14 protein-coding genes are annotated in these 15,764 nt (G+C 62.6%); 5 read left to right on the top strand and 9 right to left on the bottom strand.

Going from position 1 to position 15,764, the window contains the following annotated elements; genetic code table 11:
* Positions 1–15: 15 nt before the first annotated feature.
* Positions 16–684, bottom strand: a complete 669-nt coding sequence (locus IFT44_RS01365) for a GNAT family N-acetyltransferase (protein WP_192102079.1) — start codon at positions 682–684, stop codon at positions 16–18.
* Positions 685–845: 161 nt separating this feature from the next.
* On the opposite strand from IFT44_RS01365, the gene xthA reads away from it, so the two are divergent.
* Positions 846–1,664 carry an exodeoxyribonuclease III gene (gene xthA, locus IFT44_RS01360; protein ID WP_192056255.1) on the top strand — a complete coding sequence of 273 codons (819 nt, stop codon included), beginning with the start codon at positions 846–848 and terminating at the stop codon, positions 1,662–1,664.
* Between the two features lie 219 nt (positions 1,665–1,883).
* Here the strand turns inward: xthA and IFT44_RS01355 are convergent, their stop codons facing one another.
* The 3 genes from IFT44_RS01355 to IFT44_RS01345 all read right to left on the bottom strand — a co-directional run bounded on the left by IFT44_RS01355 (position 1,884) and on the right by IFT44_RS01345 (position 4,884).
* A complete protein-coding gene (locus tag IFT44_RS01355; protein ID WP_192057173.1) occupies positions 1,884–2,588 on the bottom strand; it encodes a DUF533 domain-containing protein in 705 nt (234 codons plus the stop codon).
* Between the two features lie 91 nt (positions 2,589–2,679).
* Positions 2,680–3,339, bottom strand: a complete 660-nt coding sequence (locus IFT44_RS01350; RefSeq protein ID WP_122476930.1) for a TIGR04211 family SH3 domain-containing protein — start codon at positions 3,337–3,339, stop codon at positions 2,680–2,682.
* A 273-nt stretch (positions 3,340–3,612) separates the two neighbouring features.
* Positions 3,613–4,884, bottom strand: coding sequence for a sensor histidine kinase (locus tag IFT44_RS01345; protein ID WP_185793451.1), 1,272 nt, complete (start codon positions 4,882–4,884; stop codon positions 3,613–3,615).
* 533 nt (positions 4,885–5,417) lie between these two features.
* Here IFT44_RS01345 and IFT44_RS01340 point away from each other — a divergent pair.
* Positions 5,418–5,747 (top strand): hypothetical protein, encoded by a 330-nt coding sequence (locus IFT44_RS01340; RefSeq protein ID WP_122476924.1) that lies wholly within the window; start codon positions 5,418–5,420, stop codon positions 5,745–5,747.
* A 184-nt stretch (positions 5,748–5,931) separates the two neighbouring features.
* Entirely contained in the window at positions 5,932–7,086 is a 1,155-nt protein-coding gene (mltA, locus tag IFT44_RS01335; protein ID WP_425311966.1) for a murein transglycosylase A, read from the top strand.
* A gap of 79 nt (positions 7,087–7,165) precedes the next feature.
* Here the strand turns inward: mltA and IFT44_RS01330 are convergent, their stop codons facing one another.
* The 5 genes from IFT44_RS01330 to IFT44_RS01310 form a co-directional block, all read right to left on the bottom strand.
* Positions 7,166–7,543, bottom strand: a complete 378-nt coding sequence (locus IFT44_RS01330) for a response regulator (protein ID WP_122476920.1) — start codon at positions 7,541–7,543, stop codon at positions 7,166–7,168.
* Between the two features lie 81 nt (positions 7,544–7,624).
* Positions 7,625–8,806, bottom strand: a complete 1,182-nt coding sequence (locus tag IFT44_RS01325; protein ID WP_122476919.1) for a hybrid sensor histidine kinase/response regulator — start codon at positions 8,804–8,806, stop codon at positions 7,625–7,627.
* Positions 8,800–9,375: a chemotaxis protein CheB gene (locus IFT44_RS01320; RefSeq protein ID WP_192175277.1), complete on the bottom strand. Its 576-nt coding sequence runs from the start codon at positions 9,373–9,375 to the stop codon at positions 8,800–8,802. Before IFT44_RS01320 ends, IFT44_RS01325 begins: the two co-directional genes overlap by 7 nt.
* Positions 9,372–10,226, bottom strand: a complete 855-nt coding sequence (locus IFT44_RS01315) for a CheR family methyltransferase (protein WP_240998718.1) — start codon at positions 10,224–10,226, stop codon at positions 9,372–9,374. The genes IFT44_RS01320 and IFT44_RS01315 overlap by 4 nt, the downstream gene beginning before the upstream one ends.
* Positions 10,226–13,711 carry a response regulator gene (locus tag IFT44_RS01310; RefSeq protein WP_192057174.1) on the bottom strand — a complete coding sequence of 1,162 codons (3,486 nt, stop codon included), beginning with the start codon at positions 13,709–13,711 and terminating at the stop codon, positions 10,226–10,228. The genes IFT44_RS01315 and IFT44_RS01310 overlap by 1 nt, the downstream gene beginning before the upstream one ends.
* Before the next feature lie 270 nt (positions 13,712–13,981).
* Between IFT44_RS01310 and IFT44_RS01305 the strand changes: the two genes are divergently transcribed.
* A complete protein-coding gene (locus IFT44_RS01305; protein WP_192047183.1) occupies positions 13,982–14,344 on the top strand; it encodes a response regulator in 363 nt (120 codons plus the stop codon).
* Between the two features lie 76 nt (positions 14,345–14,420).
* On the top strand, positions 14,421–15,704 hold the full coding sequence (locus tag IFT44_RS01300) for a glycosyltransferase (protein WP_192175276.1): 1,284 nt from the start codon (positions 14,421–14,423) through the stop codon (positions 15,702–15,704).
* Positions 15,705–15,764: the final 60 nt, after the last annotated feature.

Here is a 15,764-nt window from a genome sequence, read left to right as displayed (position 1 = left end):
GTGGATGACTGGAGTTCAGCCTTGTGCGTAACCGACTGTTTCAGAACTGCGGACCGTTTCAGGGCTGGGATGGAAGAACACGTGCTCGACCACCGGGCCCAATGGCACTTCGCCGATCTGGGTATAACCTTGCCGTTCGAAGAACGCCAGATAGCGCGGATTGCCGGTGTCCAACACCACGCCTTCGGACGTCGGGTCCTGGGCGCACCAGTTGTGTACCGCCGTCAGCAGTTGCTCTGCCAGTTCAGGGCCCTGGTAATCGGGATGCAGCCCCATCAGCGGCAGCACATGCACCGCATCCGAAGGCAGGCAATGCTGCACGGCGTGATGGTACTCAAGATAACGGCGGGTACCTTCCACGCCGGTGCCCAGCATCATCCGCCATTGCCAGGCCCAGCTCTCGGTGATGCCCAGGCGACGCTGGGGTGGCGCTACCAGCGCAACGCCGGCCAGACGGTCATCGAAGAACAGGCCCAGCGCCGGCAGGTCCTGGAGGAAGTGCTGATTGACCAGTTGCCGCACCGTGGAACGCACGCGGCGCTCGAACCCAGGACGATCGGCTTCGAACAGATAGGCAAAGGTCGGGTCAAGCAGGTAGGTCTGGTAGAGCAGCGCGCGGGTTTCCCGAGCGTAACCACCATCGAGCTGACGTACTTCTGCAGCGGTGGTCGAGGTCTGGAGCATGGAGGTCTGTCCTTGGCGAGTGCAACGAGTAGTCAATGGACGATGCGCGGCGGCAGGGGTTCCGTGCCCGGGGCAGGCAAATCACGCTGGATTGCACGCCGCCGCGCTGGTCGCTCGCGCCACACTCCGTTAGCATCGCGCATTTGCCAGGATCCGCGACCATGAAAATCGTCTCGTTCAACATCAACGGCTTGCGCGCCCGCCCGCATCAGCTGGCGGCCTTGATCGACAAGCACCAGCCCGATGTGATCGGGCTGCAGGAAACCAAGGTGTCGGACGAGCAGTTTCCGCAGGCCGAGGTCGAGGCGCTGGGCTATCACGTGCACTTTCATGGGCAGAAAGGGCACTACGGGGTTGCGCTGCTTTCTCGCGCCGCCCCGCTGAGTATCGACAAAGGCTTCGCCGGTGACGAAGACGACGCTCAACGCCGCTTCATCCGTGGCACATTCGCCGATGCCCAAGGCCAGGTCGTCACGGTGATGAACGGCTACTTCCCGCAAGGTGAAAGCCGCGATCACCCGACCAAGTTTCCCGCCAAACGACGCTTCTACAGCGACCTGCAGAGCTTGCTGGAAAGCGGCTTCAGCAACGATCAGCCATTGATCGTGATGGGCGATGTGAACATTTCGCCCCAGGATTGCGACATTGGTATCGGGGCGGACAACGCCAAGCGTTGGCTGAAGACGGGCAAGTGCAGCTTCTTGCCCGAAGAACGCGAATGGATGCAACGGTTGCAGGACTGGGGCTTGGTCGATAGCTTCCGCCATCTGCACCCGGAAGTGGCCGACCGGTTCAGCTGGTTCGATTATCGCAGCCGCGGCTTCGAAGACCAGCCCAAGCGCGGCCTGCGCATCGATGTGATTTTGGCATCCCGCGGGCTGCTGCCGCAGGTTCGGGCCGCCGGTATCGACTACGACCTGCGCGCCATGGAAAAACCTTCAGACCATGCCCCGATCTGGTTGGAATTGGGGCCCTTGTAACGACCGTACGGGGATTGGCGCTGCGCCCGGACGCGGCTTGCGCCGCTGCTACAGGGGTGCGTGCGTCTGCTGGGTTGCGGGGCCGGCGGACGCGGCTTGCGCCGCTGCTACAGGGGTTGCGGGGCGCTGGGGGTGTTGTTTTTGTAGCAGCGGCGCGAGCCGCGTCGGCGGTGCATGGGATTGGCCTGCAGCATCGCCGTACGGCTTTTGAGGTGGGGGTTATTGCGTCTTGGCCTGCTGATCGAGCTGGGCGCGAAGTTCCGGGGCCAGGTTCAGGGCGGCTGCCAGTTGGTCGAGCCAGGCCCGCTCGCCGGCATCCTGCTGACCCATGAGCATCACGCTGGCGAGGTACATCTCTGCGGCCATCGCCGGGCCATCGGCGGCACTGGCCAGCTCTTGCGCGTCCAGCGGCCGCGCCAATTCTGCGTCCAGCCACTGCTGCAACTGCGCATCTTCGGCATGCTCGGTCAATTCGGCGCGAATCGCGGCTTCCTCTTGTGCATCCACCCGGCCATCGGCCTTGGCCGCGGCAATCAACGCGCGCAAAATCGCATGGCTGTGGCCTTCAACTTCGGACTCGGACAGCTGATCGATTGTGCGCAACGCTTGCTGGGGTGCGGCTGCCTGCTGTTGCTGCCAGGTCTGATAGGCCTTGTAAGCCATCATTGCCAACGACGCCATGGCAGTGTACTTGCTCGAACCGGAACGACTGCCTCCGCTTCCGCCCAGCATGCCACCCAGGCCACCCAGCAAACCGCCGAGCCCACCCAGCCCGGCGCCGCCCGATGCGCCGCGGCCGCCACCGAGCAGTCCGCCCAGCAAACCGCCCAGTCCGCCCTGCCCTTTAGCAGCGCCAGGCTGGCCGGCCGAGGATTGTCCGCTGCGACCGCGCAGCAGTTGTTCAAGTAGATCACTGGTGTTCATGGCAAGGCTCTCTCTGTGTGGCGATAAGGAGTGCAACACCATAGATCATCAAGCGGCCGGGCGGGTTCAGCGCAACCTGTAGGCGCCGCCCTCAGAACCAGCGATCGTTACGCTTGCGACCACGCGTCATCATCGGCAGGATCAGCCCGGCCAGCAAACCAGCACCGGCAATGCTGCCGCCATAGACCATGTAGCTCATCATGACGTGCTTGTTTTCATCACCCAACTTCGCCTGGGTGCTGCGCAATTCGGACTGGGCATCGCTGAGCTCGGCGTTCAGCGCCTTGCTGCGCGCTTCCAGCTCGTCGATCAACTTCTTGCGCGCATCAAGGGTTTCCTGCATGCCCTGGACTCGGTTCTTCCAGCTGTCATCGATGGACTGCAGCTTGCCGCTCAGATCGGCCACCTGCTGGGTCAGCAGCGGAACGTGTTCGGCAGGGCCGGGGGTGGGTTGCAGGTCGCTGCTGGGGATCCAGACACTGGAACCACCCTCGCCGCGCACCTGGCTGTAGTCACCCTGAGTGGAAAGCAATTCGACTTTCTGACCGGACTTCAAGCTGCCGACGATGCGATAGCCATCGGTCGGGCCGCTGCGCACGAAGGTACTGAGGTTGTCGCTGACCCAGCGGCTGGTGTCGGGTGCTTCTTCGCCATGCGCAGGGCCGACAGTGAACAACAGCCCGGTGAACAGGCCGGTGGCAACCAGGCGGGTGCGGCTGAATACGGTAGAAAGACGTTGAGATGAGGGCATGGCGATCTTCACATGAATAAGAAAAAAGGCCCCGATGAACGGACCATTCGAAAGCGGGACAACAATGTCCCGCGGGCTGGGCCTGCACCGGTCGTGCCTGTCGCTACTACCGCTACGGGTGGCTACTACTTGCGAAGAGAGGCGATGAAAAGCCCCTCCTGGGCCTATTGCCCGGCACGCCGTCGGTTCAAGCCGCCAGCTGAAAGACCACAAAAAGGTGGCAAGGTTCACAAAAAGACTTGACTGGGCGCACGGCTCGAGCGTGTTCCGGCGCTAGGCGTCGCCCAGTTGCACGGCAAAAAAACAGCCGTGCGGCTCGCGACTGCTCAGGCTCACGTGCCAGCCCTGGTTGACACAGATGCGCTGCACCAGGGACAAGCCCAGGCCCAGACCCTCGCCGCGCTGCTCGTCCCCGCGCACGAATGGCTGAAACATGGCGTTGCGCTTTTCCTCCGGAATGCCGATACCGCTGTCCTCCACGTGGAACCCGGTTTCGGTCAGGGTCAGGCGCACGAAACCGGTGTCGGTGTAGTGCCATGCGTTGCGCAGCAGGTTGCCCATTACCGAATGCAGGAATGCATGGTTGTAGACCTCGCTCGAATGGTTGTCGGCCACATAGATGAATTCAAGGCCCTTGGCCTCTATCTGGCGCCCCCAGATCTCGACCAGTTCGTCGGCGGTCCGGCGCAAGGTGGCAGAAGGATTGCCATGGCTGGCCGCATCGCGGTCGCGTGCCAGCAACAGGAACGTTTCAACCAGTTGGCTCATGCCGTCGGTGGCCCGTGCAATCCGCGCCACTTGACGGTGCGAGCGCTCATCCAGCTCGGTGGCCAGCAGCAGGTCGCAGGAACTGGCGAGAATCATCAGCGGCGTGCGCAATTCGTGGCTCACGTCGCTGGTGAACATCTGCTCGCGATTGAGCGCCGCCCGCAGCTTGCTCAGCGTTTCATCGAAGGAGCGCGCCAGTTCGCCGACTTCATCGTCGGTGTAATCGGGCGACAGCGGCGGAGCCAGGCCGAGCATCTTGTCGCGATGGCGCACCTGCCGGGCCAGCCGCACGACCGGCGCCATCACCCGGCGGGCCAGGAGTCCGCCCAGCATGATCGCCAGGGCGATGCTCAGCAGAAAGCCAGCGCCTACCACGATGAACAGCACATTGGCACGCTGCTCCATACCCTCCTGGTCTCGCAGCAATACGTACTGGCGATTGTCGACGCGGGCGACCATGGCGTAGTAGGTGCGCGGCCCAAGCGTGAGCTTCTGGAAACCGATCGGCAAAGTCTTGAGCTCGTTGGGCATGCTCAGGTCGCCGTTGCCACCCTCGATGTAGAACAGCTCGTCTTTCTCGGGTCGGTGGCGCCAATCGTCCGCATTGTCGACCAACAGCAGGCGATGCATGTTGCCGCTCAAACTCATGGTCGTCAGCTTGCGCTCCACCAGATGCACGGTAGCCACGATACCCACAGCGAATACGCCGGCGACGAAAGCGCTCATCAAGGCAAACACGATGACGATCCGTCGACTCAGACTCTGCTTGAACTCCATACGGCTCCACTGGGTACTTGCACAGGACGCACCTTCTGCGCTCGGGCCGAGCATGATTATGGGAGACGCTCGAACAATCAAGCCTTGCCGGGGCTTTCATGGGCCTGAGCAAGGGCAAGGCGCTGAGCTGCGGATTGCAAACACCGCGCGACAGGATCCATGTGCGGCGAAGCAGGCCGGAATGCGTGACTTGCAGGTCATAAATAAAATATGTAGTGCTGATAAAAAAGCACTACATATTCATTGACGCGACTCGTTGCGACTTGCATGATGAGGCCGTCTCCCTGATCGGGAACAGAGCAGAGGCGAAACCAGTCCTGCTCGATGAGCCATCGAGTCACTCCGATGTGATCCGCGTACCCCGCGGGTAGGTGCAACCTGAACGCCATGGCTTTCATGTAGTGATGGTTTCAAGCACTACACATCGAGCTCGAGCCAGTACTGACCTAGACGGACAACACGTGAAGCGTACCTGCCGACCCGTGTTGGGGACCACAACCTGACAGATCACACAGAGCTCAAGGAGCATACACATGAACCTGAACCAGCAGCCCACCGTTGACCAGCTCGCCCGCATTCTGGCAGCCGGCCGTGACAGCCTCGACGACCATATTCTTTGGGTCTGCCAGCGGGGCGATGTACATATCGACGCCCTGGCCAATGACGCCGACGGCGAGGATTTCGAGCGCAGCCACCCCGAACTGCGCGCGCGCATGCCGATCTACCGCCGCGGCAAGGGCTATGTCGGCAAGAAAGCGGCGGCCGATCGGCAGTTCGTCAACGATGTGTTCCAGACCCTCAATCGCGAGTGGACCCTGGGCCAGGGACAGGGCCAGGTACGTCGGATTGCCAGCTATTGCTGATACAGGTGGACAAGCGCATCAAGCCGGACGCGGCTCGCGCCGCTGCTACAGGGGATGAGGTTCTGTAGCAGCGGCGCGAGCCGCGTCGGCGGCCACCGCTGCATACCTGTTCGCCGCATGGATTTGACGTTGGGGGTGGGTTTATCCAAAGTAGCCGCCTCTTATCGCTATCAGGATGCGTTGCGTGACCCATTTCCGTTTCCCCTGGCGACGCCTGCTCATCGGCGTCGTGCCCGCGCTGGCGCTGTTGTCCGCCTGCGACAACGACAACAAGCCCGTGCCACCCACACAACCCGTCGCCACCTACGCACCGGCCACCTGGGATGATTTGCCCAAGGTCAGCGACAGCGACCTGCAGGCCGGCTTCACTGCCTGGCGCTCGGCTTGCCAGCGGCTGGCCAAGGATGCGATCTGGGGCGCCACCTGCGCCTCGGCGCAAGCGGTGGACACTGCTCCCACCGCGATCCGCACCTTCCTTCAGGCACAACTGCAGGTCTACGGCCTGCGCTCTGCGGAAAAAGGCGAACACGGCCTGATCACTGGCTACTATGAGCCTGTCTATCCCGGCAGCCTCAAGGCCGACGCAGGGCATCCGGTACCTGTCTACGGCGTACCGGCAGACATGATCAGCGTGCAGTTGGACAGCCTTTACCCCGAACTCAAAGGCAAGCGCCTGCGCGGGCGGCTCGACGGCCAGGTGCTGCGTCCCTATGATGACGCGGCCACCATCCAGCGTCAGGGCATCGACAACGCGCCCGTGGTGGCGTGGATGCGCGACCCCATGGACCTGCAGTTCCTGCAGATTCAAGGTTCGGGGCGCCTGCAGCTGGATAACGGTCGGCAACTGCGCGTCGGCTACGCTGACCAGAACGGCCACCCCTACCGCCCGGTCGGCCGCTGGCTGGTGGACCAGGGCCTGCTGAAGAAAGAAGAAGTGAGCATGGGCCGCATCCGAGACTGGGCCGTGGCCAACCCCCAGCGCGTACCGGAACTGCTCGCCAGCAATCCGAGCTACGTGTTCTTCAGCCTTCGGCCGGACAGCAACGAAGGGCCGCGTGGCTCGCTCAACGTGCCCCTAACCGCAGGCTACAGCGTGGCGATCGATCGCAAGGTGATCCCGTTGGGTAGCCTGTTATGGCTCTCGACCACGCGCCCCGACGGCACCCCGGTGGTTCGCCCAGTGGCCGCGCAAGACACCGGTGGCGCCATTGCCGGCGAAGTGCGTGCCGATCTGTTCTGGGGGACGGGAGCAGAAGCCGGCGAGCTGGCCGGCAACATGAAGCAGGAAGGTCAGGTGTGGTTGCTCTGGCCCAAAGGGGCCGCATTGCCAACCCCCTGAAGCAGACGGCGAATGCCTGCAAACAAAATGCCTGCAAACAAACAGGGCACCTGACCGTCAGGCCAGGTGCCCTGCTCTTTCAGGCCAGCAGTTCCTGAATCTGCTCGTGCAGCGTATCCAGGTCGAACGGCTTGGCCAGGATCGGCGCCTTGCGCGCGATCGGGCTGTTGGTTTCGAGGATTTCCGCCGGATAGCCACTGATGAATATCACCTTCAGGTCCGGCCGCAGCAACACGGCGGGCTCGGCGATCTTCACCCCGGAAATGCCACCGGGCAGACGATAGTCGGTGACCATCAGGTCCAGGTGCGGCTTGGTCGAAAGAATTTCCAGTGCCTGCTCGCCATTCTCGGCTTTCAGGACGCGATAGCCCAGGCCGGACAAGTAGTCTGCCAGGACCATCAATATCAACGGTTCGTCCTCTACGATGAGAACGACATCTTGTGCATCTTCACTCATGGGGAAGCCTATGTACTTATATGTTTTGCTGCCATTACGACCATGACCTGCGACAGAGGTTGCGTGTGAGTGCGCTTATTCCTAAAGCGGCAGGCTGACCCGGAACGTCGCGCCGTCGCCCAGGGCGCTGTCCACTTCGATGCGCCCGCCGTGGGCCGCCACGATCTGCTCGGAAATGAACAGGCCCAGGCCCAGGCCCGCTACCACGTTGCTGCCCGACACCCGCTCGAATTGCTGAAAGATGCGCAGCTGGTTTTCCTTGCTGATACCGATGCCATGGTCCCGCACTTCCACGCGCGCCCAGCCGTTGTGCCCGTACACCGTGACCTCCACCGGCCCCTTGCCACCGTAGCGCAAGGCATTCGAGATCAGGTTGCTGACCACTTGCTCGATGCGGAACTCGTCCCAGATGCCCAGCACCGGCTCATCCGCACGCAGGCTGATGGTGCAGTCGGCGGCAGCCACCTGAGGCGCAAAACTGTCGACCAGATTGCGCACCAGTTGCGCCAGGTCGAACTGGGCAGGACGGATGGACAGCTTGCCGGTGCGGATGCGCGACACATCGAGCATGTCCTCGATCAAGCGGATCAGGCTCTTGATCTGCCGCTCGTCGCGTTCGACCATGGCGCGCATCTTGTCGAGGGTGAAGGCATCGGCGTTATCGCGCGCCAGGTGCAGTTTGCGCAGTTGCGTTTCCAGGATCAGCCCATTGAGCGGGGTGCGCACTTCGTGGGAAACGATCGACATGAAGTCGTCACGCATGCGCACTGCATGCTCCAGTTCGCTTTGGGTCACTTGCAGGCGCTTGAGCAGCACCTCTTGTTCCTGACGCGAGCGCTCCAGCGCATCGAGCTGTTCCTTGAGGGTCTTGCGCTGGCGGTACAGGTCGACGAACACGCTGACCTTGCTCTTCACCGCCTGCATGTCCAGCGGCTTGTGGAGGAAATCCACGGCGCCGCTTTCGTAGCCCTTGAAGGCATAGTTGAGCTCGCGCCCGGCGGCGCTGACGAACACGATCGGAATGTTCTTGGTCTTCTCGGTGCTGCGCATGAGCTCGGCCAGCTCGAAGCCGTTCATGCCCGGCATCTGCACATCGAGAATGGCCATGGCGAATTCGTGCTGCAGCAGCAGCGACAAAGCTTCGTCGGCCGAGAGTGCCTTGTGCACCTCACGGCCGGGGCTGGCGATCAACGCCTCCAGGGCCAGCAGGTTCTCCGGCAGGTCATCGACGATCAACAGTTTTGCTTGGACGTTGCTTAGCATGTGCTTCGTTCCAGCTCGGCAAGCAGACAGCCAATGCCGTGGAGTGAAAGAATGTGATCAGGCGCCTGCAGGCGGATGGCCGCCTGCGGCATGACCGCGACCCGCGCCTCGGCGGGGTCCTGGACGATGGTCAAGCCACCTTTGTGTTTGATGCTGGCCAGACCTCGCGCGCCGTCTTCGTTGGCCCCCGTCAACAATACCCCGATCAACCCGCTGCCATAGGCATCGGCGGCCGAATCGAAGAGAAAGTCTATGGCTGGACGCGAATAGTGCACCCGCTCCTCCTGGCTCAACGACAGGCTGAAATCGCGCTCGACCGACAGGTGATAACCGGGGCCGGCAAAGTAGAACATACCGGGTTCGATGGGCTCCTTGTCACGCGCCTGGCGCACCGGCCGGTTCAAGCGCCTTTCGAACACTTCCGCCAACTGGCTGTGACGCTCGTCCGGCAGGTGCAGCACGGTCAGCACCGGCAGCTTGAAATCCATCGGCAACTGCCCGTACACCCCCAGCAGTGCCTCGACGCCACCGGCCGATGCGCCCACCACCACCGCTTGGAAACGACTCATGACTTGCGATAGATCCGTTCGGGGCGCGTCAGGGTTTCGAAGCGCGAACTGTAGGCCGAGAAATCCAGGGTTTCCTTGCTGCCGAGCATGAGAAAGCCGCGATGGCTCAGGGATTCGTGGAACAGCCCGAAGGCGCGGTCCTGCAGGCCTTTGTTGAAATAGATAAGCACATTGCGGCAGGACACCAACTGGGTCTCGGAGAACACGCTGTCGGTGGCCAGGCTGTGGTCGGCGAAGGTCACGTTCTCGCGCAGGCTGCTGTCGAAGATGGCGTTGCCGTAGGCCGCGGTGTAGTAGTCGGCGAACGAGCGGGTGCCACCGGCGCGCTGGTAGCTCTGGGTATAGGCGCGCACGCTCTCCATGGAGTAGATGCCTTGCTTGGCCTTTTCCAGGGAGGTCGGGTTGATATCGGTGGCATAGATGATGGTGCGGTCGAGCAGACCTTCCTCGCGCAACAGAATGGCCATGGAGTAGACCTCTTCGCCGGTGCTGCACCCGGCGATCCAGACCTTGAGCGATGGGTAGGTCTTGAGCAGCGGCACCACCTCACGGCGCAGCGCCAGGAAGTGCTCGGGGTCACGGAACATCTCGCTTACCGGAATCGTCAGGTACTGCAGCAGCTCCATGAACGCCGTAGGCTCGTGCAGCACCCGAGCCTGCAGCGACGAGACGCTGCTGCACTCCATCTGGCGTAGCGCGTGCAGGATGCGACGCTTCACCGACGCGCCCGAGTAATCGCGGAAATCGTAGCTGTAGGTGAGGTAGATCGCCTCGATCAGCAAACGGATCTCGATATCGATATTGCGCTCGGCAGCCGGCTGGGAGGGCTTGCCGGCCAGGGAATCACTCACTACATGCGCTCCAGTTGCGGCAACCACACGCGGATCAGCGAGAACAGACGATCCAGGTCGATGGGCTTGGCCAGGTAGTCGTTGGAACCGGCCTGCAGGCAGCGTTCCTGATCGTCTTTCATGGCCTTGGCGGTGACCGCGATGATCGGCAGCTTGCGCCAGCGCGGGTCCTTGCGGATCTCGCGGGTGGCCTCGTAGCCATCCATCTCGGGCATCATCACATCCATCAACACCAGATCGATGTCCTCGACCTGATTCAACTTGTCGATTGCCTCTCGGCCGTTACGGCCTACTTCAACGATGGCGCCCTTGTGTTCCAGGGCACTGGTCAGGGCAAAGATATTGCGCACGTCGTCGTCCACCACGAGGATCTTGCGGCCCTCGAAGACCTTGTCGCGACTGCGGGCGGTTTTCAACATCTTTTGCCGCTCATGGGACAACTGCGATTCGACTTTGTGCAGGAACAGCGTCACTTCGTCGAGCAGCCGCTCGGGCGAGCGCGCGCCCTTGATGATGATCGAACGGGAGTACTTGAGCAGCTCGGCTTCTTCGTCGCGGGTGAGGTTGCGCCCGGTGTAGACGATGACCGGCGGGAACGCACGGATCTCCTCGTTGGACATGCGCTTGAGCAGGTCGCCGCCGAGCATGTCGGGCAGCTTGAGGTCGATGATCATGCAGTCGTAGACGTTGTCGCGCAGCAGGTCGAGTGCCTCCTGGGCAAAGCCCACGGCAGTGATCTCGATGTCGTCGTCGCCGATCAGCAGGGAAATGCTCTCGCGCTGCAGGTCATCGTCTTCCACCAGCAGAATGCGCTTGAGCTTTTGCGTCAGCTTGGCTTCCAGGCGGCCGAAGACTTCCTTGAGTTCGTCGCGGGTGGTCGGCTTGACCGCATAGCCGATCGCGCCCATGTGCATGGCCGCCTCGACCCGGTCCTCGACCGAAATCACGTGCACGGGAATGTGCCGCGTGGTGGCCAGTTCCTTGAGGCGCTGCAGCACGGTCAGGCCCGAATGATCGGGCAGGCGCATGTCGAGCAGGATCGCATCGGGCACGAAGGTCGCCGCCAGGTCGAAGCCCTCATCGGCGGCGTGGGCCACCAGACAGTGGTAGTCCAGCTCATGCGCCAGGTCGTAAAGGATACGCGCGAAGTTCGGCTCATCCTCGACCACCAGTATGCAGCGCTTGGTGAACGGGCCTTTATCGCGGTCGTCGGCAAAGCGCGCCACGGTCAGCGGCGCTTCGAGCACGGCCGGGGTGTTGGACACCGGCTGCGCAGCGATCACCATGGGCTGCGGCGCATGCCGCGGCGCCTCGATGATTTCTTCGTAGCGTTGCGGCAATACCAGGGTAAAGGTGCTGCCCTTGCCCAGCTCGCTGCTGACGGTGATGTAGCCGCCGAGCATGTTGGCCAGGTCGCGGGAAATCGACAGGCCCAGGCCGGTGCCGCCGTAGCGGCGGTTGGTGGTGCCGTCCGCCTGGCGGAAGGCCTCGAAGATGGCCTGCTGCTGGTCGACGGCGATACCGATGCCGGTGTCGCGAATCTGGAAGGCGATGCCCTGGTTGGCGTGGCCGGACACCAACAGTTCGACACTGCCCTGCTCGGTGAACTTCAGCGCGTTGGCCAGCAGGTTCTTGAGAATCTGCTCCACGCGCTGGCGATCGGTGTACAACATCGCGGGTGCGTCGGGAAGGATCTGCACCGACAGTTCCAGGTGCTTCTGCCCGGCCAGCGGCTCGAAGGTCATGCGCAGGCCGTCGACCAGACGCGGCACGCTGCTGTTCTCCGGTCGCAGGTCGAGCTTACCTGCCTCGACTTTGGAGATGTCGAGGATGTCGTTGATCAGGTTGAGCAGATCGTTGCCCGCGGAGTAGATCGACTCGGCGAACTTGACCTGATCGGCAGTGAGGTTTTCCTGGGGGTTTTCCGCCAGCAGCTTGGCCAGGATCAACGAACTGTTGAGTGGCGTGCGCAGCTCATGGGACATGTTGGCGAGGAATTCGGACTTGTAGCGGCTCGAACGCTGCAGCTCGTCGGCACGCTCCTCGAGCTGTACCTGGGCCTGGTTGAGCTCCAGGTTCTTGCGATCCAGCGCATCGCGCTGCTGGCCCAGCGCATCGGTGCGTTCGGCCAACTGCTCGTTGGTCTGCTCCAGTTCCGCCTGCTGGGTTTCCAGGTAAGCCTGGGACTCCTTGAGCACCCGCGACTGTTCTTCGAGCTCTTCGTTGGCGGTTTTCAGCTCTTCCTGCTGCACCTGCAGCTCTTCGTTGAGCTGCTGGGTTTCGGCGAGCACTTCCTGCAGGCGCTGACGGTAGCGGGCCGCTTCGATGGCGGTGCCGATGTTGTCGGCCAGCAGCTCGACGATTTCCAGGTCGCGGTCGGTCAGGGGTCGCAGGAAACCCAGCTCGACCACGGCGTTGATCTGGTCGTTGTCGCTGGTCGGGATGACCAGCACGCTGCGGGCTGCGCCCTCGCCCAGGCCTGAGCTCAAACGCAGGTAATCGGCCGGCACGTCGTCCAGGCGGATGACCCGGTTGCGCTGCACGGCCTGGCCGGCAATACCCTCGCCATTGATCAGCAACTGGTCCGTCACCTCACGCTCGCGGGAGAACCCGTACGAGGCGATACGGCGCAGGTTGCCGTGCTCTTCGCGGATGTACACCGCCGCGACCACCGACCCCAGGTACTGGGCGAAGAACTGCAGCATGTTGCGGCCCAGCATCTGCAGGGTCTGCTGGCCCAGCAACTGTTCGGCCAGCTGAGTCTGGCCGGTGCGCAGCCAGGCCTGGTCCTGCAGGCGCTTGGCACCCTTTTGCAGGGCAGCCAGGTTGCCGCCATAGGAGGTCGACAGTTCGGTCATGTCGCGTCGGCCGAAATATGCCAGCAAGGCGCTGACCACCAGAACGAACAGTACATAAAGGCTGACCGATGCCCAGATGGTGCGCGACACGTTTTCGCTGCGCTCCACCCGCAGTTGCTGCTCCATGGCAATGAAGCCTTCGTATTCCTTGCGGATCGCGTCGGTCAGGCGCTTGCCGCGGCCGGTCTGGACGACGCTGGAATAGTCGCCGGTGGCGCGCTTGAGCGAAATCAGCTCCTCGCCGTAGGAGAGCCAGTCCTTCTGCAGCGCCATGATGCGGGTCAGGCGATCGACCTGGCGCGGGTTGTCGGCCACCAAGGCCTGCAAGGCTGGCAACTCGGCGGCCAGGCGCGGCTTGGCCAGCTCATAGGGGTCCAGGTAGCCCTCGGCACCCGAGAGCAGGTACCCCCGCATCCCGGTTTCCATGTCGATCGACAGCTTGGTCGCTTCGTTGGCGTTGTTGATGACCCGGTCGGTGTGCTCGACCCAGTCGATCACCGACAGCAGGTAAACGATGATCGCAATGAACACGGCCACGCTGAGCACGCCCACGCCCAGCGGCAAGCCAACGTTGCGACTGAGCAGGCGACGGAAGCTCTGCTCGTCGATCGAAGAGGGTTTGTTCATGTCCTTGGGCCCGGATCCTGTATTCGAGGTCGGGGATTTTGCCGCAATTCAGTCAATTTGTTAGGTTTTTTCCTCATGCTTCGTAAGAATTTTCACATCTAAACGTGGGAATGGTCTCGTTTAATGCCTCCACAAGCATGGCCTGACCCCGACCCATGCTTTATGATTGGCGCCCTGCTTCCCGGGTGCTCGTTGCCCTCGGGGCGTAACGTTATCTGCGACATGACGGCTCGGCGCCGTCTGCGCCCCTTGCCGACCAGGATCCGAACGATGTCCGATACCGCCAAAACCATTCTTGTCGTCGAAGACGATGCGATCGTCCGCATGCTGATCGTGGACGTGCTGGAGGAATTCGAGTTCAAGGTACTGGAAGCCGAGGACGGTCCTCAGGCGCTGACCTTCCTCAACGATTCGGCCGAGACCATCGACCTGATGATGACCGACATGGGCCTGCCCGGCATGGACGGCAAGGAGCTGGCCGTCGAGGCGCGCGCCTTGCGTCCCGAACTGCCGGTGCTGTTCGCCAGCGGCTACGCCGAAGCGCTGGACGTTCCGGCGGGCATGGCCATGATCGGCAAGCCGTTCTCCATCGACCAGTTGCGCGACAAGGTCAAGAGCATGCTGGCGGCCTGAAGCCGCGCCTGCCGCTACACCCCGGCGCGTAATCATGGCCTAATGCGCGCCCGGTTTTTGCCCCCGAGTCTGCCCCATGTCTTTTCAGCGCGTCCTGGTCATTGGCTATGTCTGGCCCGAGCCCACCTCTTCCGCGGCCGGCGGGCACATGATGCAGTTGCTGCAGTGCTTCACGACCCAAGGCTGGCACGTGACTTTCGCCAGCCCCGCCAGGGTCGGCGAGCACAAGGCCGACCTCGCAGCGCTGGGCATCGCCGAACGAGCCATCGAGCTCAATGACGACAGTTTCGACCGCTTCGTGGCTGAGTTGCAGCCGGACATGGTCCTGTTCGATCGCTTCATGATGGAAGAGCAATTCGGTTGGCGGGTCGAGCAGCACTGCCCGCAGGCCGTGCGTGTGCTGGAAACCTGCGACCTGCAGAGCCTGCGCGACGCGCGTCAGGGTTTGCTCAAGCAGCGCCTGCACGCAAGTGACGACGAAAACGACTTCTCGGCATTGTTCGCCGAAGCACCGGACACGCTCTACGCGCACATGAGCGACGCCGATATCACCCAGCGTGAAGTGGCAGCCATCTTTCGTTGCGACTTGAGCTTGATGATCTCGCCGTTCGAGACGCAACTGCTGACCGAACGCTTCGGCGTGCCAGCCAGCCTGCTGCATGATTGTCCGCTGATGGTCGAGCCGCCAGCCACCGCAGCACTGACCTTCGAGCAGAGAGCCAACTTCGTCTGCATCGGCAATTTTCGCCACGCGCCCAACTGGGACGCCGTGCTGTGGCTCAAGCAGCAGGTCTGGCCACGCATTCGCAAGCAGTTGCCGCGCGCGCAATTGCACGTCCACGGCGCCTACACACCGCCCAAGGCCACGGCCCTGCACAACCCTGCCCAAGGTTTCCTGGTCAAGGGCTGGGCAATGGATGCGTTGCAGGTGGTGGGTCAGGCACGGGTGGCACTGGCGCCACTGCGTTTCGGCGCGGGCATCAAGGGCAAGTTGCTCGATGCCATGCTCTGCGGTACGCCCAGCGTGACGACCCCGACGGGCGCCGAAGGCATGCGTACCGGCGAGCGCTGGCCGGGCCGGATAGGCCGCAGCGCAGACGAGCTGGCGCAGGCGGCCGTCGAGCTGTACGAAAACGCGGATCAATGGCAAGCCGCCCATGAGCAGTGCCATGAGCATCTGGGCGCCCAGTATGCGACCGAGCCACACGCTCAGGCTCTGATCCTGCGTCTGCAACAGTTGAGCCAGAGCCTCGCGCAGCATCGCCGGGCAAACTTCACCGGCAGCATGCTCCGGCATCATCTGCACAAGAGCACGAAATACTTCTCGCAATGGATCCAATCCAAGAACCAATCGGTCTAAGCGGCCGCTGGCACTTTGTGGCCCGCGAACTAATCTTTGGTGTCCAAGGTAGTTCCTATT

It is taken from the genome of Pseudomonas sp. CFBP 13710 (assembly GCF_014842235.1).
GTDB lineage: Bacteria > Pseudomonadota > Gammaproteobacteria > Pseudomonadales > Pseudomonadaceae > Aquipseudomonas > Aquipseudomonas baltica.
Note: the sequence above shows the minus strand (reverse complement) of the source record. Positions and strands in the feature narration are given on the sequence as shown.